Consider the following 21,255-nt stretch of genomic DNA (forward strand, 5'->3'; position numbering starts at 1 on the left):
GTGAATGTGAACGCGTTCACAAGCGTGTCCCGGTTCCTCCCGGGATTTGTGGGATTAAAGGGGCAAACTGCCGCTGTGACCACAGCGATGTAAGGAGAGACGCAGTGGACCTGGCTTTGGCGCCGGAGACCCTGGCGCGATGGCAGTTCGGTATTACGACCGTCTACCACTTCCTGTTCGTCCCCCTGACGATCTCGCTCGCGGCGCTGACCGCCGGGCTGCAGACCGCCTGGGTGCGGACGGAGAACGAGAAGTACCTCAGGGCCACGAAGTTCTGGGGCAAGCTCTTCCTGATCAACATCGCGATGGGTGTCGTCACCGGCATCGTGCAGGAGTTCCAGTTCGGCATGAACTGGTCGGACTACTCCCGCTTCGTCGGTGACATCTTCGGAGCGCCACTCGCCTTCGAGGCGCTGATCGCCTTCTTCTTCGAGTCGACCTTCATCGGTCTGTGGATCTTCGGCTGGGACAAGCTGCCGAAGAAGATCCATCTGGCCTGCATCTGGATGGTCTCGATCGGCACGATCCTGTCCGCGTACTTCATCCTGGCGGCCAACTCCTGGATGCAGCACCCGGTCGGCTACCGGTACAACAAGGCCAACGGCCGGGCCGAGCTGACCGACTTCTGGCACGTGCTCACCCAGAACACTGCGCTCACGCAGGCCTTCCACACGCTGACCGCCTCGTTCCTCACGGGCGGCGCGTTCATGGTCGGCATCGCGGCCTTCCACCTGGCGCGCAAGAAGCACATCCCCGTGATGAAGACCTCGCTGCGCCTCGGCCTGATCACCGTGATCGTCGGCGGTCTGCTCACCGCGGTCAGCGGTGACCAGCTCGGCAAGGTCATGTTCAAGCAGCAGCCCATGAAGATGGCCGCCGCCGAGGCCCTGTGGGACGGACAGAACTCCGCGCCGTTCTCGGTGTTCGCGTACGGCGACGTCAGCAAGGGCCACAACTCCGTCGAGCTGTCGATCCCCGGGATACTGTCCTTCCTCGCCGACGACAACTTCCACTCGTACGTCCCCGGCATCAACGACACCAACAAGGCCGAGCAGGAGAAGTACGGGCCGGGCGACTACCGCCCGATCATCCCCGTCACCTTCTGGGCCTTCCGCTGGATGATCGGCTTCGGGATGGCGTCCTTCGCCCTCGGCATCCTCGGACTCTGGCTCACCCGCAAGAAGTTCATGCTGCCCCAGCACCTGCGGGTGGACGAGGACGAAGTGCCGAACCTGGTGCTCTTCAAGAACAAGGCCCTCAGCCCGAAGTTCACCAAGCTCTACTGGCTCGCGGCCCTGTGGACCCTCGGGTTCCCGCTGATCGCCAACTCCTGGGGCTGGATCTTCACCGAGATGGGCCGTCAGCCGTGGGTCGTCTACGGCGTCCTGCAGACCCGTGACGCGGTCTCCCCCAGCGTCTCGCAGGGCGAGGTCCTCACCTCGATGATCGTCTTCACCCTGCTGTACGCGGTGCTCGCCGTGATCGAGGTCAAGCTGCTCGTGAAGTACATCAAGGCCGGGCCTCCCGAGCTGACCGACGACGATCTCAACCCGCCCACGAAGATCGGCGGGGACCGGGACGCCGACAAGCCGATGGCCTTCTCGTACTGAGGCCCAGGGAGCATCTGTCATGGAACTTCACGACGTCTGGTTCGTCCTCATCGCGGTCCTGTGGATCGGGTACTTCTTCCTGGAGGGCTTCGACTTCGGGGTCGGCATCCTCACCAAGCTGCTGGCCCGTGACCGCACCGAGAAGCGCGTCCTGATCAACACGATCGGTCCGGTCTGGGACGGCAACGAGGTCTGGCTGCTGACCGCCGGCGGCGCGACCTTCGCGGCCTTCCCCGAGTGGTACGCGACGCTCTTCTCGGGCTTCTACCTGCCGCTGCTGATCATCCTGGTCTGCCTCATCGTCCGGGGCGTCGCCTTCGAGTACCGGGCGAAGCGGCCGGAGGAGAAGTGGCAGACGAACTGGGAACACGCCATCTTCTGGACCTCGTTGATCCCGGCGCTGCTGTGGGGTGTGGCCTTCGGCAACATCGTGCGCGGCGTGAAGATCGACAAGAACTTCGAGTACGTCGGCAACTTCTGGGACCTGCTCAACCCGTACGCGATCCTGGGCGGCCTGGTCACGCTGACCCTGTTCACCTTCCACGGCGCGGTGTTCACCGCCCTGAAGACGGTGGGCGACATCCGGATGCGGGCCAGGAAGCTGGCGCTCACGGTCGGTCTGCTGACCGCGGTGCTCGCGCTCGCCTTCCTGATCTGGACCCAGGTCCACACCGGCGACGGCTGGTCGCTCGGCGCGATGATCGTGGCCGTGGTCACGCTCGTCGGGGCGCTCGGCGCCATCAAGATGGGGCGTGAGGGCTGGTCGTTCGCCCTGTCCGGCGTCACGATCGCGGCGGCGGTCGCCATGCTCTTCCTGGCGCTGTTCCCGGACGTCATGCCGTCCTCGCTCAACCCGGACTGGAGCCTGACGGCCTCCAACGCCTCGTCGAGCCCGTACACCCTGAAGATCATGACCTGGTGCGCCGGGATCGCGACGCCCCTCGTGCTCCTCTACCAGAGCTGGACCTACTGGGTGTTCCGCAAGCGCATCGGCACGCACCACATCGCCGACGCCGCGCACTGAAGTCCCGGATCGACCCGCCTGATGTGAGGGTGTGTTTCACGTGAAACCGATCGACCAGCGCCTGTTCCGGTACGCCCGGGCCACCCGCGTCTTCCTGATCGCGGTGGTCGTCCTCGGCGCCGTCGGGGCGGGCCTGGTCATCGCTCAGGCGATGCTCATCGCCGAGGTGGTGGTGGGGGCCTTCCAGCACGGGTTCGACGCGGGGCGGCTCGCCACCCCGCTGGCGCTCCTCGCGGTGGTCGCCGCCGGGCGCGGGCTGGTGGCCTGGGTGACCGAGCTGGCCGCGCACCGGGCGAGCGCGGCGGTCAAGTCCGAGCTGCGGGGGCGGCTCCTGGAGCGGGCCGCGAAGCTCGGCCCGGGGTGGCTCGCGGGGCAGCGCACCGGTTCGCTGGTGGCGCTCGCGACGCGGGGCGTGGACGCGCTGGACGACTACTTCTCGCGTTATCTGCCGCAGTTGGGGCTCGCGGTGGTGGTTCCGGTCGCGGTGCTCGCCCGCGTCGTCACCGAGGACTGGGTGTCGGCGGCGATCATCGTCGGCACGCTCCCCCTCATCCCGATCTTCATGATGCTCATCGGCTGGGCCACCCAGTCCCGGATGGACCGTCAGTGGCGGCTGCTGTCCCGGCTGTCGGGGCACTTCCTGGACGTGGTCGCGGGCCTGCCGACCCTGAAGGTGTTCGGCCGCGCCAAGGCGCAGGCCGACTCCATCCGCAAGATCACCGGCGAGTACCGCAGGGCGACGATCCGCACCCTGCGGATCGCCTTCCTGTCGTCGTTCGCGCTGGAACTGCTCGCGACGCTCTCGGTCGCGCTGGTGGCCGTCACCATCGGCATGCGGCTCGTGCACGGCGAGATGGACCTGTACGTGGGTCTGGTGATCCTCGTTCTCGCGCCCGAGGCGTATCTGCCGCTGCGGCAGGTGGGCGCGCAGTTCCACGCGGCGGCCGAGGGCCTGGCGGCGGCGGAGGAGATCTTCGCCGTACTGGAGACCCCGCTGCCGGAGACCGGGTCCCAGGACGTCCCGTCGGACCGTGGCATCGGCTTCGACCGGGTGTCGGTCCGCTACGAGGGACGGGACGCCGACGCGGTCGCCGACATCACCTTCGGGGTGGCCGAAGGAGAGACCGTCGCCCTCGTGGGGCCCAGCGGCTCCGGCAAGTCGACGCTGCTGGCCGCGCTGCTCGGCTTCGTCCGTCCCTCGGGCGGACGGGTCCTGATCGGCGGCGCCGACCTGGCGGACGTGTCGCGGGAGGCGTGGCACGCGCGCGTGGCGTGGGTGCCGCAGCGGCCGCAGCTGTACGCCGGGTCGATCGCCGACAACGTGCGGCTCGCGCGACCCGACGCCGACGACGCGGCGGTGCTCGGCGCCCTGCGGGACGCCGGCGCCCTGGAGTTCGTGGAAGCGCTGCCCGCGGGCGTGGCGACCGTGCTCGGCGAGGACGGGGCCGGGCTCTCTGCGGGACAGCGGCAACGGCTCGCGCTGGCCCGCGCGTTCCTCGCCGACCGGCCCGTGGTGCTGCTCGACGAGCCGACGGCCGCGCTGGACGGCGAGACCGAGGCGGGCATCGTCGAGGCGGTGCGCAGGCTCGCCGTCGGGCGGACCGTGCTCCTCGTCGTGCACCGTCCCGCGCTGCTCGCGGTGGCCGACCGGGTGGTGCGGATCGAGGCACCGGGCGCCGGGCGGCCCGGCCCGGCCCCCGCGGTCCCGGCGCCCGCCGCGGTGCCCGCGCAACTGGTGCGGCAGCCGTCCGGGCCGGCCGGGGAGACCCGGGGCGAGGGGCCGGCGCGCGGCCACGTCCTCACCCGGCTCCGCGCCGCCGCCCGGCCCCGCCGCTCGCGGCTGCTCCTCGCGCTGCTGCTCGGCGCCCTCGCGCTCGGCAGCTCCGTCGGCCTGATGGCCACCTCGGGGTGGCTGATCTCGCGGGCCTCCGAGCAGCCACCGGTGCTCTATCTGATGGTCGCGGTGACGGCCACGCGCGCGTTCGGCATCGGCCGGGCCTGCTTCCGGTACGCGGAGCGGCTGGTCTCGCACGACGCCGTGCTGCGGATGCTGGCCGACACCCGGGTCGCCGTCTACCGGCGCCTGGAGCGGCTCGCCCCCGCCGGACTGCGCACCCGGCGCCGCGGTGATCTGCTGTCCCGCCTCGTCGCGGACGTGGACGCCCTCCAGGACTACTGGCTGCGCTGGCTGCTGCCCGCGTCCGTGGCGGCCCTGGTGGGCGTCGGATCGGTCGCCTTCACCGCCTGGATGCTGCCCGCCGCGGGCGCCGTGCTCGCCGTCGGACTGCTGCTCGCCGGGGTCGGTGTGCCGCTGCTGTCCGGGGCCGTGTCCCGCCGCGCCGAACGGAGGCTGGCTCCCGCGCGGGGCGTCCTCGCGACGCGGGCCGCCGAACTGCTCACCGGCACCGCCGAACTGACCGTCGCGGGCGCCCTGCCGCGCCGCACGGCGGACGCCCGCGAGGCCGACTCCGCGCTGACCCGGATCGCCTCGCGCGCCGCCACCGCGACCGCGCTCGGCGACGGCCTCACCGCGCTGATCACCGGCCTCACCGTGGCCGCCGCGGCGCTCGTCGGCGTCCAGGGCGTGCGCGCCGGACAGCTCGACGGGGTCGCGCTCGCCGTCGTGGTGCTGACCCCGCTCGCCGCGTTCGAGTCGGTCCTCGGGCTGCCGCTCGCCGTGCAGTACCGCCAGCGGGTCCACAAGAGCGCCGAGCGGGTCTACGAGGTCCTGGACGCGCCCGAACCCGTACGGGAGCCCGAGCGGCCGGTACCGGCGCCGCAGGACCCCTTCCCGCTCGTGGTGCGGGACCTCGGGGCGCGCTACGAGGAGGGGGCGCGGCCCGCCCTCGCGGGCGTCGGCCTGACCCTGGAGCGGGGCCGCAGGGTCGCCGTCGTCGGCCCGTCCGGCTCCGGCAAGACCACCCTGGCGCAGGTGCTGCTGCGCTTCCTCGACGCGGAGAGCGGGACGTACACGCTCGGCGGCACGGACGCCCACGCGCTCGACGGCGACGCCGTACGCCGCGTGGTCGGGCTCTGCGCCCAGGACGCGCACCTCTTCGACAGCTCGGTGCGCGAGAACCTGCTGCTCGCCAAGAAGGACGCCGGCGAGGACGAGCTGCGGGCCGCGCTGGGCCGCGTACGGCTCCTGGAGTGGGCGGACGCGCTGCCCGACGGGCTCGACACGCTGGTGGGCGAGCACGCGGCGCGGCTGTCCGGCGGGCAGCGGCAGCGGCTCGCGCTGGCCCGCGCGCTGCTCGCCGACTTCCCGGTCCTCGTGCTGGACGAGCCCGCCGAGCACCTGGACCTGGAGACCGCCGACGCGCTCACCGCGGACCTGCTGGACGCGACCCGGGGCCGGACGACCGTGCTGATCACGCACCGGCTCGCCGGTCTGGACGCCGTCGACGAGGTGATCGTGCTCGACGGTGGACAGGTTGTGCAGCGCGGTCCCTACGCCGAGCTGGCCGCCGTCGAGGGGCCGCTGCGGCGGATGCGGGAGCGGGAGGGCGAGACCGAGCTGCTGGTCGGCGCGGGGCGCGCGAGCAGCCCCGCCGGATGAGCCCGACTTTCCTCGCCAAATAGGACTAACTACTCTCAAAGTCATGGCAGCACCCCCGGACCCCGCAGCGCCCCGCGCCGACGCCGACTCCCCGTCCGACCCGGATTCCGCGGCGGCGGCGGCCCTGGCCACCCGCAGCCTGCAAGGACTGTCGACCGAGCTGACCGCGCGCGTGCCGCAGCTCCTCGAAGCGATGCGGTCCGTGGGGACCGGCCTGGAGCTGCACACCACGCTGGACCGGATCTGCGAGACGGCGGCCGAACTGGCGGACGCCACCTACGCGGCGATCGGCGTCGTCTCCGAGGACGGCGACATGCTCTCCGACTTCGTCTACTACGGCGTCGACGAGGAGACCGCCGCGCGCATCGGACGCCTGCCCGACGGGCACAAGGGGCTGCTCGGCGCGCTCATCCGCGACCCCTCGCCGGTGCGCCTCGCGGACCTCTCGGACGACCCGCGCTCGTGCGGCTTCCCCGCGCACCACCCGCCGATGCGGACCTTTCTGGGCGTCCCCATCCGCGTACAGGGCGAGATCTTCGGCAACCTGTACCTCACGGAGAAGCACGGCGGCGGCGAGTTCAACGACGACGACCTGAACATGGTCCGGGTGCTCGCCACGGAGGCGGGCATCGCCATCGGCAACGCGCGCCTGTACGAGGCGGCCCGGCAGCGCGAGCGGTGGATCGACGGATCGGTGGCCGTGACCACCGCGCTGCTCTCCGGGGGCGACGCCGAGGACGCGCTCCAGGTGGTCGCCGAACAGGCCCGCCAGCTGTCCGACTCGGCCGCCGGGATCGTGCTGCTGCCCGCGGAGGACGGCGGCATGGAGATCGTCGCCGTCGCCGCCGACGTGCCGAGCACCATGCTCGGCACGGTCGTGCCGCCGGAGAGCGAGATCGTCGCCGAGCTCCTCGACGGGCAGGCCGTGTTCATCGACGACGCCGCCGGTGACCCGCGGGTCATGACCCGGTTCGCGAGCGGCTTCGGACCGGCCATGATGCTGCCGCTCCAGAGCGAGGGCCGCGTCCTGGGCACCCTCGTGACGCCCCGCGCGCGTGGGGGACGACCGTTCACCGAGGCGGAGCGGACCCTCGCCACCCAGTTCGCCTCGCAGGCCGCGCTCGCGCTGATGATGGCCGAGGCGCAGCGCGACCGGGAACGGCTGGCCGTCTTCGAGGACCGGGACCGGATCGCGCGCGACCTGCACGACCTCGTCATCCAGCGGCTCTTCGCCACCGGGATGATGCTGGAGACCGCCCAGCGGCGCTCCGTCGTGCCCGAGGTGCAGGCCGGGATCGGCAAGTCCGTCGACGAGCTCGACACCACCATCCAGGAGATCCGCACCGCCATCTTCGCCCTCCAGCAGGGGCCCGCCGAAGCCCCCTCCGGGCTGCGCACGCGGGTGCTGCGGGAGATCAACATGGCGGCCGTGCCGCTGGGCTTCAAGCCCTCGCACCGCTTCCTCGGCCCGGTCGACACGGTCGTCGGCGAACTCACCGGCAAGAACCTCATCGCCGCCCTCAGGGAGGCGCTGTCGAACGCGTTCCGGCACGCGGATGCCGACCACATCGACGTCGTCGTGGACGCCGGCACGGTCCTGCCGGACGGGCAGCAGGGCGTGCGCCTGACGGTCGCCGACGACGGGGTGGGCATCCCCGAGGGCGGCCGGCGCAGCGGCCTGAAGAACCTCAAGCGGCGCGCGGAGTCGCTGGGCGGCGACAGCTGGTACGGGCCCGGGATCGGGGACGACGGGGGCGGGACGACGGTGGTGTGGCAGGCGCCCCACTGAGGCCCTACGGCGACGGTCCCTGAGTTGGCGGTACGTTTCTGCGCCGTACGGGGCACCGCGTGCCCCGCCCGTACCAGTCCTGCGCGAGGGCGCGCGCGGGGCGGGCGACGATCCGGGACATGGCTCCAGGACCCCGCCGCTCCGGCCGCTCGCTCGTCGTACCGGCCCTGTTGATGTGCGCGCTCGTCGCCCTGGGCGGCACGCCCGCCCTCTCCGAGGACGGGGAGGGCCCGGAGCCGAGTGCCCAGGTGGCCCGCCTTCTTGAGGAGGCGTCAGCGGCGTCGCAGCACTACGAGGAGGGGCGCAGGGCGGCGTCCGTCCAGCAGGCGCGGGCGCGGAGGCTGGAACGGCTGCTCGCGCGGGAGCGACGCGGGATCGCGGCGCTCCACGACGACCTCGGCCGGATCGCCCGTGCCCAGTACCGCAGCGGCGGCGACGTCCCGCTCACGGCGCGGATGCTGCTCAGCGACCGCCCGGAGGAGCTGATGCACGGTCAGCGCGCCGTGCTCCAGGCCGACCTGGCGGTGAACAATGCCGTGGAGAGGAGCCGGCGGGCCGAGCGGCGCCTTGCGGCGGGGCAGCGCACGGCGACGGCCGCGTGGCACTCCCTCCAGGCGCGCAACGTGCGGCTCGCGCGTCTGAAGGAGAACATCGGGGCCAAGCTGGAGTCGGCGCGGGCGCGGTTGCAGAGCGAGGCCGACGTGTCGGCATCGGCGGGGCAGTGCCGCGGTCCCGTACGCCTGCGGCAGCCGAAATTTCACACCACGCGCGCGTGGGTGACTCCGGTGGCGTCGTACCAGCTGTCCGCGGGCTTCGACAGCGCGGGCGCGCACTGGGCGCACCGGCACACCGGGCAGGACTTCGCGGTCGGCATCGGCACGCCGGTGCGGGCGGCCGGGGCCGGGAAGGTGGTCAGCGTGTCCTGCGGCGGCGGCTTCGGCATCGAGGTCGTCGTGCGCCACCCCGGCGGCTACTACACGCAGTACGCGCATCTGGCGGCGGCCGCCGTCGACCAGGGAGAGAAGGTCGCGGCGGGCCGGTGGATCGGGCAGGCCGGCACCACGGGCAACTCGACGGGGCCGCACCTGCACTTCGAGGTGCGGCTCACGCCGTATCTGGGGTCGGGGATCGACCCCGTGAAGTGGTTCGCCGAGCGGGGCGTCCGGCTGTAGCGCCGTCCGGTGAGGCGGTTCGTGGCGTCAGGCCGTGGCGCGGGCGGCCAGCAGCTCCTCGATGACGCGGGCGACGCCGTCCTCGTTGTTGGTGCCCGTCACGCCCGTCGCGGCGGTGAGCACGTCGGGGTGCGCGTTGCCCATCGCGTAGGAGGTGCCCGCCCAGGCCAGCATCTCCATGTCGTTGGGCATGTCGCCGAACGCGACGACCTCCGCCGGTGAGATGCCGCGCTCCTGACAGCACAGTTCGAGCGTGGACGCCTTGGAGACGGTGCGGGCGCTGATCTCCAGCAGGGCGCTCGGGCTGGAGCGGGTGATGGCGGCCAGGTCCCCGACGGCGGTGCGGGCCAGCGCCAGGAACGCGTCCGGGCCGAGTTCGGGGTGGTACGCGAGCAGCTTGAGCACCGGCTGGCCGGCGACGTCCGACCCTTCGAAGTCCTCGGCGAGCAGCTTCTCCGCGGGCGCGACGCTCTCCCCCGGCTCCACGTGCAGCGGCGGATACGTCGGCTCGTGGTGCAGGCCGCCGGTCCGCTCGACCGCGAACGAGGTGCCCGGCGCCGCCGCGCGCAGGATCCGTACGACCTCCAGGGTGTCCGGGACGGCCAGCTCGCGGATCTTGACGAAACGATGCTGCCCGGGGCCGCCGTGCAGGTCCACGACGGCGGCGCCGTTGCCGCAGATCGCCAGGCCGTGACCGTGGACATGGTCGCTGACGACGTCCATCCACCGGGCCGGGCGGCCGGTCACGAAGAAGACCTCGATACCGGCCTCCTCGGCGGCGGCGAGCGCGGCGACCGTCCGCGGGGAGACGGTCTTGTCGTCGCGCAGCAGCGTGCCGTCGAGGTCCGTGGCGATCAGCCGGGGCGCGGAGGGGGCCGGGATCCGGGGCCCTGGAGTCGATGAGGTCACCGCCCCATCGTCGCGCATATGCGCGCACGGCCGTGCGGCGGGGCGCCCAGATGAGTACGCTGCCGGCCCACGGGCCCCGCCGCCCCCACGGCGTCACGGCGTCGGTTTCAGCCGAGCCGGGCGAGCGCCTCAGTGGCGATCCTCTCGAACATCTTCTGGTCGGCGGCGAAGGGCGTCTCCGGGATCGGCCAGTGCACGACGATCTCGGTGAAGCCCAGCTCACGGTGGTGCCCGGCGAAGTCCACGAACGCCTCGACGGACTCCAGCGGACGGGCCCGGTCCGGGGTGAACCCGGTGAGCAGCACCTTGCCGACTTCGGCCACGTCCCGCCCGATGGCGGCGCAGGCGGCGCCGAGCTTGTCGACCTGTCCACGAATGGCCTGAATCGACTGGTCGGGGGTGCCGTCTCCGCGGTTCCGCGGGGATGTCCGGTCAGTCGCGTCCGATGTGTTCGAGTTCGACGTGGCGATGGGTGAGGGGAAGCGAGGCCAGCGCCGCGGTGAGCAGGATCCCGGCCGTGCAGACGGCGAGGACGGGGAGGCCGTCGCCGTCCCAGTGGACCGTTCCGCCGCCGGTGATCAGGTAGCTGGATTCGGCGAGACGCCCGGCCACCAGAGCTCCGGCGAGGCCGACGGTGAGCGGGAGCAGGAGCTGGACGCACTGGGCCGTGCGGACCGTCAGGGGGCGGGCGCCGAGGAGGTTGAGCGTGGCGAGTCGGCCGCGGCTCTCCATGGCACGGTCGGCGGCGGACACGGCGAAGGCGGCGACACCGATGGCGAGGCCGAGGACCATGCCCGCCGCGAGGAGGCTTTTGACCACGGTGATCTGCTGCAGTGAGTCGATGTTGACGCCCACCGCCTCGATCTCGGCGGTGGGCGCGATGGTGCCCAGACCGTCGAGCACCGTGCGTACGGTGTCCGGCGTGGAACGCGACATCAGGAGGAACTGTCCTGCCGCGGGCCGCTGTCCCGCCGGGAGCAGAGAGGGCGGTACGAGGACGTCCGCGCCGGCGAAGGCCGAGGGCTGGCGTGCCGTGATGGCGAGGGAGCCGCGTGGCAGCGTGACGCGGAACTTCTCCGTCAGCGCACCGAGTCCGCCCTCCGTGCGCATGAGGAACGGGTAGCTGCGGCCGGGCCGGGCGTCGGGGGCCTCGGCCATGTCGGAGTCGGTCAGGCGTTGGATCCTGCCGTCCACGCAGCCTCGGGGCGGCACCGCGGTGAACGCCGCGAGCTGCTCGCAGTCGGCGACCACCGCGGTGATGCGGGGCGTGGTGGAGCTCGCCCGTGGAATCCAGGAGTCCATGGCGAGGGCCTGTGACCGGACGCCTTCGACGCGACGCGTACGGGTGAGCTGCCCGTCGTTCAGCTCGTTGAAGGGGAGGGCGTACTCCTGGGTGGGCGAGGTGGGGCGGCTGATGTGGGCGAGCTCGACGAGGACGCCCTGGGCGAGGGAGGCGGCGTAGACGAGGAGGACGAGACCGGTGACCACCCGCAGGGAACTCCCCGGCTCGACTTCGTTGCGGCGCATGGCGAGTGCCAGGGGAAGCGACTGAGTGGTGCCGGCCAGACGACGGGCGAGCCAGGCCGTGGCCGGTGCGAGGGCGAGCACGAGGCCGGCGCCTGTCAGCAGGACGCCGACGGGGACGAGTACCGCGCCGACCGGTCCGTCGGAGGGGTCCCGGCCGAGGGCCCCGAGCGCGCAGTAGCCGCAGATGACACCGAGCCCCGGCAGGAGCAGCAGCATCCCGTACCTCTTCGGGGGGCGTGGCCGGACGCTCCGGCGCACCCGCAGCGGGCGGAGCGCGGCCTCACGGGCCCGGTGGCGTCCGACGAACCAGGCCAGGCCGGGGCAGGCGAGCAGGCAGACGGCGAGCACGGTGCCGGACGGCCGCCCGTCGGGCGGGTACCACTGAAGTCCGGGTAGACCGACCCGTGCGAAGGCCTCGTTGGCCAGTGCGTACACACCGACGCCGAGGACCGCGCCGAGGAGCGCTGCGGCCACCGTCTCCACGGCGTTGACCCGCAAGGTGCCCTTCACGCTCAGCCCGAGCAGGCGCAGCGCGGCCAGTCTGCGTGCTCGGGCCTCGGCGGAGAGCCGGGCGCACACGGACAGGAACACGGCCAGCGGCAGCAGCACCAGGCAGCCCAGCGCGAAGCGCAGGATGCTCAGGGTGGAGGAGTCCACGGCGGGAGTCGGGGCCCATTCGGCACCGAAGCCCGCCAGCGGACGTGCGGAGGACGGCAGTTGGCCGGGTGAGCGGCCGACATAGGCGTACAGCTCATCGGGGCCGGTGAGTCCTTCGGGTCCGATGGTGCCGGTGATACGGCCGGGGAGGAGGCCGGCCAGGCCCGGCTGTTCGGCCAGGATCTCGCGCAGCCGCGGGGAGACGAGGACCTCGCCGGACTTCGGCAGGCGGTCGATGCCGGGTGGGTGGGGCGGACGGCCGTCCGCGGGGTGACCGACGAAGACCCGGGTGAACGGCTGCGAACCGTAGGGGTCCTGGCGGGTCAGGAAGACGGTGTCCGCGGCGGAGCGAGCGTGCGGAACGCCGGTCACCGGCCGCGGTGCGCGTGCCGCGGCCCGGCTGTCGTGCGCGGCCAGGATCGCGGGGATGGTCAGCACCGCGGCCAGACAGGCGACGCCCATCGCGCAGCCGAGCGACATCAGGAGGAAGCGGGCCCTGCCTGTGCGGCCGGTACCGAGCAGGAGGCGCAGCCCGATCAGGAGCGTGATGGCGGGCCGTGTCGTCACACCGCGGCCCGCCCGGTCAGGGCCCCGTCGGCCATCGTGTACCGGCTGTCCGCGCGAGAAGCCACGGAGGCATCGTGCGTCACCATGATCACGGCGGTGCCCTGGGACCGTGCCAGGGACAGGAACTCGGCCAGTACGGAATCCGCGTTGGCGCTGTCGAGGGCGCCCGTCGGTTCGTCCGCGAAGACCACGTCGGGCCGGTGCACCAGAGCCCGTGCCACGGCGACCCGCTGGCTCTGGCCTCCCGAGATCTGTGACGTCCTGCGCTGTCGCAGTTCCGCGAGACCGAGGCGACCGAGGACCTCCTCGGCCGCCTGGTGCGCCGCCGCTTTGCGTTGACCGGCCAGGCGCAGGGGCAGCGCCGCGTTCTCCACCACGGTCAGCTCCGGCAGCAGCTCCCCGTATTGGAAGACGAACCCGAACCGCTCTCTGCGTACCGTGCTCAGCTCGTCGTCACCGAGTCTTCGGAGCGGCACTCCGTCGAAGGTGACGTCACCACGCGTCGGCGCCACGACCCCGGCCAGACAGTAGAGCAGCGACGACTTCCCCGAACCGCTGCTGCCCATGATCGCGCAGACCTCACCGGGACTCAGCGCGAAGTCCACGCCGCTCAGAGCCCTTTGCGAGCCGTAGCTCAGCTCCACGCCGGTCGCGCGAAGGATGGCGGTCATGGTGAGCGGTACCTCTCAGTGTCTCGGCGGCCCTGCCCGGCGACGAGGCTCGACGGTCGTCCAGCCTCGTCATGCCGTCCGGCCCGTCACCTCTGGTAGTGCTTGGTCACGGAGCAGTTGTCCGGGTGGATCGATCCTCTGTCGCGGCACATCCGGACCCATGCGTCCTTGGTGAGTTGTGCCGCTCCGTCATAAACGACCTTGTCGAGCGGAACGGTCTTGCCCTGCTTGCCGTTGAAGCGATTCCAGGAATAGCCCTCGACCTTGGCTTGGGCGTAGACGTTGTTGCCGTCGCTCTTCGACGTGTCAGACAGATCCCCCTTGAGGTGGAAGGCGCCGTGGTTCTGCCCGCGGGGCTCCCACGCGTAGGTGCCCCTGGTGAAGGCAGCCCCAGTGGTGTCCAACTTCGGGATGGAGTGCCAGGCTCCGGCGAACGCGGTTCCCATTCCTCCGACGAACAAGGCCGTGGCGACTGCCGCTGTTGTCAGCTTTCGCACGCTTCCTCCAGATGAAAGTGCCTGACGGGTCGTAACGGAGAGTATCGACGTGATCTCAGGGTGCCTATGGAAGAGATCGCGTTTCCTCCCATCCGGTGAAGCCGGAAAGATCGGTGACGTTGCCCGCCGGGCCGGGCCGGGCCGGGGCGGTGTCGAGTCGTCGGCGGATTCCGTGCACGCGTTCGTGAGCAGGGCGATCGCGGGGTTCGCGTCGAGGAACCGGAGTGGAGCACCGTAGGCTCGACGGCATGGAACTTCGTCTCAGCACCGTCATCCTTCCCGTCGACCGGTGGCACGAGGGAGGGCGTGCGAAGTGGCGGGCCGCTGAGGAGCTCGGGTTCCACTCCGCCTACACCTACGACCACCTGTCGTGGCGCACGTTCCGGGACGGACCGTGGTTCGGGGCGCTGCCCACGCTGACCGCCGCCGCGACCGCGACCGAGCGGCTGCGCCTGGGCACGCTGGTCACGTCGCCGAACTTCCGCCACCCGGTCACGCTCGCCAAGGAGCTGATCTCCCTCGACGACGTCTCGGGCGGGCGGATCACCCTGGGGATCGGCGCCGGTGGCACCGGATTCGACGCGACGGCGCTCGGCCAGGAGCCGTGGACGCCACGTGAGCGGGCCGACCGCTTCGGCGAGTTCGTCCCGCTGCTCGACCGACTGCTGACCGAGGACGCCGTCTCCTGGACGGGCGACCACTACACGGCGGTCGAGGCGCGGAACATCCCCGGCTGCGTGCAGCGCCCCCGGCTTCCGTTCGCGGTGGCCGCCACCGGCCCGCGCGGGATGCGCCTCGCCGCCCGGCACGGGCAGGCGTGGGTGACCACGGGGGATCCGAAGCTGTACGAGACCGGTACGCCCGAGCAGTCGGTGCAGGCCGTGCGGGGGCAGATCGACCGGCTCACGGACGCGTGCACCGGAATCGGCCGCGACGCGGACGAACTCGACAAGATCCTGCTCACCGGCTTCACCCCGGACCGCACGAGCCCGCTGGAGTCCGTCGACGCCTTCGTCGACTTCGCCGGGCGCTACGCGGCGCTGGGGATCACCGAGATCGTGATCCACTGGCCCATCCCCGACTCGGACTTCGCCGCCGACCAGGCCGTCTTCGAGAAGATCGCCGTCGAGGCCGCCGCTCAACTGCGCTGAATGCCGGCCCGGGTACTCCCGTGTCACCAGGCGGTGGAGTCCAGGTCGTAGCCGCGGAGAATGCCTACGAACCGGTCGAGCAGGGTGGTGGCCTCGTCGTCCGGAGGCGCTACTGAGTGGCTGTCCGCGGACATGTCGGGGTTGCGGACGGCCCGGCCGCTCCTGCGGGGCGCGGGCTCAGCGCACGCGCCCGCTCAGCCACCGGGTGAGGCCGATCATCGGCAGGAACTCCTTGTACGTGCGGTCGCCGGGGAGGGACACCACGAGGCGGTAGCCGGGGGGGAAGCGCTTGCCGTGGACGTGGACGAGGCCGGTGTAGCAGGAGCGCAGGAATGCCGGGACCTCGTCGCGCGGGATGTCGTGGAACTCGACGCCCTCGAGCGTGATCAGCGCGTCGTCCTCGGGGAAGAGCCGCACGTCGATGCGGGGTGTGCCGCCCAGTTCCACGTAGGCCTCGTGCGGCAGGGAGCCGTCGGGGTCGGTGGTGACGCCCAGGCCGGCGTGGCTGCGGCGGGAGGTCCGGTCGGCGCCGATGTCGTGCGTGACCTCGATCTCCAGGTGGAACTCACGGGCGATCTCGCGCAGGGCGGTGACGGCCGCCTCCGTGGTGGGCAGGTGGGGGAACGAGTGGTCCATACCTGTTGATGATGCCGCAGCGGGTCCCGGGGTTGCTCCGGATCGTCAGGAAAAGCGCAGGTAGCGCGGGGGTACGGCGGCGGTGAGCCAGACGCCGTTGGCGCTCAGCCGGAAGACGTGGCCGTCGCGGTGCATCGCGCCGGCGTCCACCGGCAGCACGACCGGACGGCCGCGCCGGGCGCCGACGCGGGTGGCGGTCTCGCGGTCCGCCGACAGGTGCACGTCGTGCCGGTCCATGGGGCGCAGGCCCTCGGCGCGGATCGCGTCGAGGAAACGGGCGACGGTGCCGTGGTACAGGTACGCGGGCGGTTCGGCCGGCGGGAGTCCCAGGTCGACGTCGATGCTGTGGCCCTGGTTGGCGCGGATCCGGGTGCCGTCGATCGTGAAGCGCTGCTTGTCGTTCGTGGCGACGACGTGGTCGAGCTCGGCGCGGGTGATCCGGAACCGGTGCGCGGCCGTGGCGGCGAGCAGGTCGTCGATCTCCACCCAGCCCGCCTCGTCCGGCGCGAGGCCGAGGCGCTCGGGCTGGTGGCGCAGGTGTTTCGAGAGGTACTTCGACACCTTCACGGTGCGCTGCTCGTCCATGGCGTCCATGGCGTCAGAGTGCCGGACGGCCCGTGGAAACTCTTCCGAATTTTTCGGCTCGCATGTTTGATCCACAAGCAAGTCCAGTTATCCACAGGGGATTTGACGAATCTGTGGACAAGTGGCGAGCGGTATAACCTAGTTGATCAACAAAGCGCTATTTGTTGTGACTTGCCGTCAATGAGTCCAATGTCCGTGCTTGTACCTCGCGTTGGGCGGCAGCCGCGACGAATGCCGACACGTTCTCCGCGCCAACCAGCGCGCTCACGGCCCGCATTGTCTCCGCGGGCACGGCGACCGACTGCGGCTCGTCGACGGGTGGAACGACCGGTCCGGCGGACAGATGCTGGTGCAGATGACGGGTCGCGAACAACCGCATGGCCCGCGCCAGTTCGGCATCCACCGACTGCTGTGCGAGCGGGCGCAGCCGGCGGACCAGGGCGGCGGCCTCAGCGGCTTCGGCGTCGGTCGGCGGCTGTGGGCCAAGGTAGCGCGCGAAGACGTGCTCGGTGGTGAACTCCAGGAAACGCGCCGCTATATGTTCGACCTGCCCCCTCAACTCCCGCAGATGGTTGGAGATCGCGGAGAGCGGCACACCGGCGGCGTACAACTCGACCGCCACCGCGAGCTCTTGAGGGCTGGGGACGAGAAACTCGTCGTCCCTGTCCGGTACGCGCTCCAGCACGCCGAGTTCGATCGCGTCCCGTACGGCGGCCTCGTCGGGGTCGCCGCCGAACCGCTCGTCGAGTTCGGCCCGGGTGATGCGGCCCGCCCGCTCGTCCGTCCACGGCTTGTCGACCTCGGCGACCAGGCCGAGGACGCCGCCGAGGCCGCGGCCCGCGTCCCAGGCCTCCAGGAGCTCCTTGATGGAGGCCAGCGTGTAGCCCCGGTCGAGGAGGTCGGCGATCTGGCGCAGCCGGGCCAGATGCGTGTCCGTGTACACATTGGCCCGGCCGCGGCGCTCGGGGCGCGGCAGCAGTCCGCGGTCCTGATAGGCGCGGATCGTGCGGACCGTGGCACCGCTGTGGTGGGCCAGGTCCTCGATCCGGTACTCGGCGGCCGGTTGCCCCGCTCGCTCCGTCACACCCCACGTCCCTCGGTCGTACCGGTCACTCGGCGGAAGGTCCCGGTCCGCTCACGCGATGGCCGAGCGGCCGATCGCTCCGGCCGCGGCCCTGGCCGCGGGTGAGACGGCCAGATACTCGACGGCCCTGCGCAGGGAACCCTCCTGCGAGGGATGGTACGACCGGCGCAGATATCGGGGTATGGCCGCACCCAGGTCGCGCCATGAGGGCAGCAGACCCTTGCGCACTGCCCGGTTGTGCTCGGCGAGGGAGTAGCGCAGACGGCCGGCGAGCTGCGGGTCGTGGCGTAGCAGGTAGGCGGCTCCCCAGGCCCACAGGTAGAGCATCACCGGTGCGGTGACGGCCATGGCGGCGACCCGGCGGGCGTAGCGGGGCAGGCCCGTGCCGCCGCAGTGCTGGTACATGTCGAAGGCGACCGAGCGGTGCTCGACCTCCTCCGCGCCGTGCCAGCGCAGCAGATCCAGCATGATCGGGTCGCAGTCCGCGTGGTCCAGGGCGTCGGCGTGCAGCACCCAGTCGCCCAGGACCGCCGTGAACTGCTCGATCGCCGCGACGACCGCCAGCCGGTGGCGCAGCCATTCCCGCTCCGGTATCGGCATGCCCAGCGGCGGCCGCTCGCCGAGCAGCCGCTCGAAGAGGAAGTCGACGTATTTGGTGTAGTCGGCCGTCTCCAGTTTCTGTGCCGCCAAGTGCTCCAGTACGTACGCGTGTTGAACGCTGTGGGTCGCCTCCTGCCCCATGAACCCCTTCACGTCCTGAAGGAGCGCGGGATCCCGGACCAGGGGCAGGCCCTCCTTGAAGACCTTCACGAACCAGCGCTCGCCCGCGGGCAGCAACAGATGCAGCACGTTGATGACATGGGTGGCGGTCGGCTCGTCCGGTATCCAGTGCAGGGGCGTCGACTTCCAGTCGAAGGAGACGCGCCGCGGGGTGATCGTGTGGTGCTCCGAGTGCTCCGGGTGTTCCGGGTGCTCCGACGCCGGGCTCACAGCGGGGGCTCCAGCCGGGCTATCGCGCGCAGCGCCCGGGGCGTGAAGCGCGACATGAGGTGGGCGCCGCGGGCCTCCGGGGTCACCGGGACGACCGCCTTGTCGTGCACGACGGCGGCGAGGATCGCGTCGGCGACCTTCTCCGGCGGGTAGTTGCGCAGGCCGTACAGGCGCGAGGACTTCTTCTGCCGGCGCTCCTCCTCGGCGCTGTCGGCGCCGACGAACCGGGCCGTCGACGTGATGTTCGTGTTCACCAGGCCCGGGCAGATCGCGGAGACGCCGATGCCCTGCCCGGCCAGCTCCGCGCGCAGGCACTCGCTGAGCATCAGGACCGCCGCCTTGGACGTGGAGTAGGCGGGCAGCGCCTTCGAGGGCTGGAACGCGGCCGCGGACGCGGTGTTCACGATGTGGCCGCCCTGCCCGCGCTCTGCCATCTGCCTGCCGAACAGCCGGCAGCCGTGGATGACTCCCCACAGATTCACGTCGAGGACCTTCTTCCAGTCCTCGGGGGTGGTGTCGAAGAAGGAGCCGGACAGGCCGATTCCCGCGTTGTTCACCAGGACGTCGACCACGCCGTGCTCGGCGGCGACCTTCTCGGCCAGCTTCTCCATCGCCTGCTCGTCGGAGACGTCGACGGCCTCCGCCCAGGCCTCGGGGGCGCCGATGAGCTGCGCCATCTCGGCGGTGCGCGCGGCGCTCTCGGCGTCCCGGTCGACGGCGATCAGGCGGGCGCCCGCCTCGGCGAACGCGAACGCGGTGGCCCGCCCGATGCCGCTGCCCGCCCCCGTGACCAGCACCAGCTGACCGCCGAACCGGTCCGCGTACTTGCCGTCGGCGGCCTTCTGCTGCGGAGGCACCCCGTCCTCCAGCTCCTCGGTCGCGGTGACGAACTCGCCGATCCAGGCGGTGAGCTGGTCGGGCCGGGTGCGCGGCACCCAGTGCTTGGCCGGCAGCGTGCGGCGCGTCAGCCGCGGCGCCCACAGCTCCAGCTGGTCGTACAGCTTCGGCGACAGGAAGGCGTCGCCGAGCGGCGTGATGAGCTGCACGGGCGCGTGCGCGTACGCGTCCTCGCGCGGATGGGCGAGCCGCGCCCGGACGTTGTCCCGGTAGAGCCAGGCGCCGTGCGCGGCGTCCGAGGGCAGCGACGCCGTCGGATAGTCACCGGCCGGGATCCGCTCCACGCGCTCCAGGATCTTCGGCCAGCGCTTGCCGAGCGGCCCGCGCCAGGCCAGCTCCGGCAGAACGGGCGTGTGCAGCATGTACACGTACCAGGACTTGGCGCCCTGCCCGAGCAACTGGCCCACCTTGCGCGGCGTGGGCCGCTTCATCCGCTGCTTGATCCAGTGTCCGAAGTGGTCGAGGGAAGGGCCCGACATCGAGGTGAAGGACGCGATCCTGCCCTCGGTGCGCCGGACCGTGACGAACTCCCAGGACTGCACCGAACCCCAGTCGTGCCCCACCACGTGGACCGGCCGGTCCGGGCTCACCGCGTCGATGACCGCCACGAAGTCGTCGGTCAGCTTCTCCAGGGTGAAGCCGCCGCGCAGCGGCTTCGGCGCGGTGGAGCGCCCGTGGCCGCGGATGTCGTAGAGCACCACGTGGAAGCGGTCCGCGAGGCGCGTGGCGACCTCCGACCAGACCTCCTTGGAGTCGGGGTAGCCGTGCACGAGCACGACGGTCGGCCGCGCCGAGTCGCCCAGCTCCACCACGCACAGCTCGACGCCGCCCGTGTGCACGACGCGCTCGCGCGCCCCGTGGATCGTCGTCAGGTCCGCCATCAGATGCCCTCCGCCCAGCGCCGCACGTGCGGCAGATCGTCGTCCAGCCAAAAAGCGCTCTCCTCGGGGTCCGCGGAGTCCGTGACCACGAGGATCTCCTCGAACTTGGCGCCCGTCCCCCGGAAGCCGAGGTGGGGTTCCACCGCCCACAGGCCGGGCTGCGGGGGGTGGTCGGAGAAGCGGTACGGCGACCACAGCGGCGACCAGCCGTCCCGGTGTCCGTGCAGCGCGTCGCTCGCCAGGCCCTTCAGCGACTGGGTGCCGAAGCCGAAGAGCGTCGGGTTGAGCCGGCGCTCCCTTACCCGGTCGACCTTGTGGGCGATCACGCCGAACGGATAGGCCCGGTGCCGGTTCGCATAGCCCTGGCGCACCATCAGCCGGTCGACGCTCTCGTAGATCTCGCGCAGCGGGCGCCGCTCGCGCACCTCGCGCAGGATCAGCTCGCGGTGCGCCTCCAGATCGGCGAGCAGCTTGTCGTGCAGGGGATTGAGGCCGAGGCAGCCCGAGTAGCCGATGTCCGCCGTGTATCCCTTGAAGACCGGGGCCATGTCGAGGATGAACGGCATCCCCGCCTCCAGCCTGCGGTTCGTGGGGAAGAACTGCAGCGGTATGCGGAAGCCGGTGAACGCCGTGCGGTCGCCGAACCAGGCGAAGGGCAGATGGAACCAGTCCCGCACCCCGCGCTCGCGCAGCCACTCCCGCTGCATCCGCGCCGCCTCGCGCTCGGTCACCCCGGGCTTCAGCTGTGCCGCGACCGCTTCCGCGCACTCGTACGCGAGCGTCTGCACTTCCCTGAACCCCCGCAGCTCCGCGGAGAGTTCACGTACCACTGCTGAGGTCATGCCACCGTCCGTCCGTGTCACGGCCGCCCGGACCCGGTGACGGGGCCGTCGCCGTACGCGCTCGTAACTTGACACTGATGAATGTGACAATGGCTGACGGCGGCGTCAAGGGGCCTGCGCAAGTCTGTGGAGAACCTCCCGGTTGTGCACAACGTGGCTCCCGGGGCGGGTGAACGTCCTCAGCGCGAGGGGCTACTCGGGGATGAC

General features: G+C 71.6%; 16 protein-coding genes and 1 pseudogene. 6 read left to right on the forward strand and 11 right to left on the reverse strand.

From position 1 onward, the window contains the following. The first annotated feature begins 104 nt into the window (after positions 1–104). The 5 genes from ABII15_RS19470 to ABII15_RS19490 all read left to right on the forward strand — a co-directional run bounded on the left by ABII15_RS19470 (position 105) and on the right by ABII15_RS19490 (position 9,154). Positions 105–1,610: a cytochrome ubiquinol oxidase subunit I gene (locus ABII15_RS19470; RefSeq protein WP_353943608.1), complete on the forward strand. Its 1,506-nt coding sequence runs from the start codon at positions 105–107 to the stop codon at positions 1,608–1,610. A 19-nt stretch (positions 1,611–1,629) separates the two neighbouring features. Further along, positions 1,630–2,634: a cytochrome d ubiquinol oxidase subunit II gene (gene cydB, locus ABII15_RS19475; RefSeq protein WP_353943609.1), complete on the forward strand. Its 1,005-nt coding sequence runs from the start codon at positions 1,630–1,632 to the stop codon at positions 2,632–2,634. A 40-nt stretch (positions 2,635–2,674) separates the two neighbouring features. After that, positions 2,675–6,193, forward strand: a complete 3,519-nt coding sequence (cydD, locus tag ABII15_RS19480; RefSeq protein WP_353943610.1) for a thiol reductant ABC exporter subunit CydD — start codon at positions 2,675–2,677, stop codon at positions 6,191–6,193. Between the two features lie 43 nt (positions 6,194–6,236). Then, a complete protein-coding gene (locus tag ABII15_RS19485) occupies positions 6,237–7,982 on the forward strand; it encodes a GAF domain-containing protein (RefSeq protein ID WP_353943611.1) in 1,746 nt (581 codons plus the stop codon). Between the two features lie 119 nt (positions 7,983–8,101). Continuing rightward, the gene (locus ABII15_RS19490) at positions 8,102–9,154 is read left to right on the forward strand and encodes a M23 family metallopeptidase (protein ID WP_353943612.1); all 1,053 of its coding nucleotides are present in this window, start codon (positions 8,102–8,104) and stop codon (positions 9,152–9,154) included. Between the two features lie 27 nt (positions 9,155–9,181). Here ABII15_RS19490 and ABII15_RS19495 read toward each other — a convergent pair whose 3' ends face one another. From ABII15_RS19495 to ABII15_RS19515, 5 genes and pseudogenes are all read right to left on the reverse strand, one after another. Then, complete coding sequence (locus ABII15_RS19495) at positions 9,182–10,081, reverse strand: Cof-type HAD-IIB family hydrolase (RefSeq protein ID WP_353943613.1); 900 nt, start codon at positions 10,079–10,081, stop codon at positions 9,182–9,184. A gap of 89 nt (positions 10,082–10,170) precedes the next feature. Next, positions 10,171–10,470 (reverse strand): annotated as a pseudogene (locus ABII15_RS19500) (LLM class flavin-dependent oxidoreductase); the annotation flags it as partial. Between the two features lie 25 nt (positions 10,471–10,495). Continuing rightward, positions 10,496–12,814, reverse strand: a complete 2,319-nt coding sequence (locus ABII15_RS19505; RefSeq protein ID WP_353943614.1) for an FtsX-like permease family protein — start codon at positions 12,812–12,814, stop codon at positions 10,496–10,498. Next, positions 12,811–13,485 carry an ABC transporter ATP-binding protein gene (locus ABII15_RS19510; protein WP_353943615.1) on the reverse strand — a complete coding sequence of 225 codons (675 nt, stop codon included), beginning with the start codon at positions 13,483–13,485 and terminating at the stop codon, positions 12,811–12,813. Before ABII15_RS19510 ends, ABII15_RS19505 begins: the two co-directional genes overlap by 4 nt. Positions 13,486–13,571: 86 nt before the next feature. Next, positions 13,572–13,982: a hypothetical protein gene (locus ABII15_RS19515; RefSeq protein ID WP_353943616.1), complete on the reverse strand. Its 411-nt coding sequence runs from the start codon at positions 13,980–13,982 to the stop codon at positions 13,572–13,574. 248 nt (positions 13,983–14,230) lie between these two features. On the opposite strand from ABII15_RS19515, the gene ABII15_RS19520 reads away from it, so the two are divergent. Then, on the forward strand, positions 14,231–15,133 hold the full coding sequence (locus ABII15_RS19520) for an LLM class flavin-dependent oxidoreductase (RefSeq protein WP_353943617.1): 903 nt from the start codon (positions 14,231–14,233) through the stop codon (positions 15,131–15,133). Between the two features lie 177 nt (positions 15,134–15,310). Here the strand turns inward: ABII15_RS19520 and ABII15_RS19525 are convergent, their stop codons facing one another. The 6 genes from ABII15_RS19525 to ABII15_RS19550 form a co-directional block, all read right to left on the reverse strand. Next, entirely contained in the window at positions 15,311–15,769 is a 459-nt protein-coding gene (locus ABII15_RS19525; protein ID WP_353943618.1) for a hypothetical protein, read from the reverse strand. 45 nt (positions 15,770–15,814) lie between these two features. Continuing rightward, positions 15,815–16,354 (reverse strand): RNA 2'-phosphotransferase, encoded by a 540-nt coding sequence (locus ABII15_RS19530; RefSeq protein ID WP_353947115.1) that lies wholly within the window; start codon positions 16,352–16,354, stop codon positions 15,815–15,817. Between the two features lie 157 nt (positions 16,355–16,511). Next, entirely contained in the window at positions 16,512–17,438 is a 927-nt protein-coding gene (locus ABII15_RS19535) for a MerR family transcriptional regulator (RefSeq protein WP_353943619.1), read from the reverse strand. A gap of 51 nt (positions 17,439–17,489) precedes the next feature. Continuing rightward, on the reverse strand, positions 17,490–18,428 hold the full coding sequence (locus tag ABII15_RS19540) for a metal-dependent hydrolase (protein ID WP_353943620.1): 939 nt from the start codon (positions 18,426–18,428) through the stop codon (positions 17,490–17,492). After that, on the reverse strand, positions 18,425–20,206 hold the full coding sequence (locus tag ABII15_RS19545; RefSeq protein ID WP_353943621.1) for an SDR family oxidoreductase: 1,782 nt from the start codon (positions 20,204–20,206) through the stop codon (positions 18,425–18,427). Before ABII15_RS19545 ends, ABII15_RS19540 begins: the two co-directional genes overlap by 4 nt. Beyond that, entirely contained in the window at positions 20,206–21,048 is an 843-nt protein-coding gene (locus ABII15_RS19550; RefSeq protein WP_353943622.1) for a M24 family metallopeptidase, read from the reverse strand. Before ABII15_RS19550 ends, ABII15_RS19545 begins: the two co-directional genes overlap by 1 nt. Positions 21,049–21,255: the final 207 nt, after the last annotated feature.

This window comes from Streptomyces sp. HUAS MG91, from assembly GCF_040529335.1.
GTDB lineage: Bacteria > Actinomycetota > Actinomycetes > Streptomycetales > Streptomycetaceae > Streptomyces > Streptomyces tabacisoli.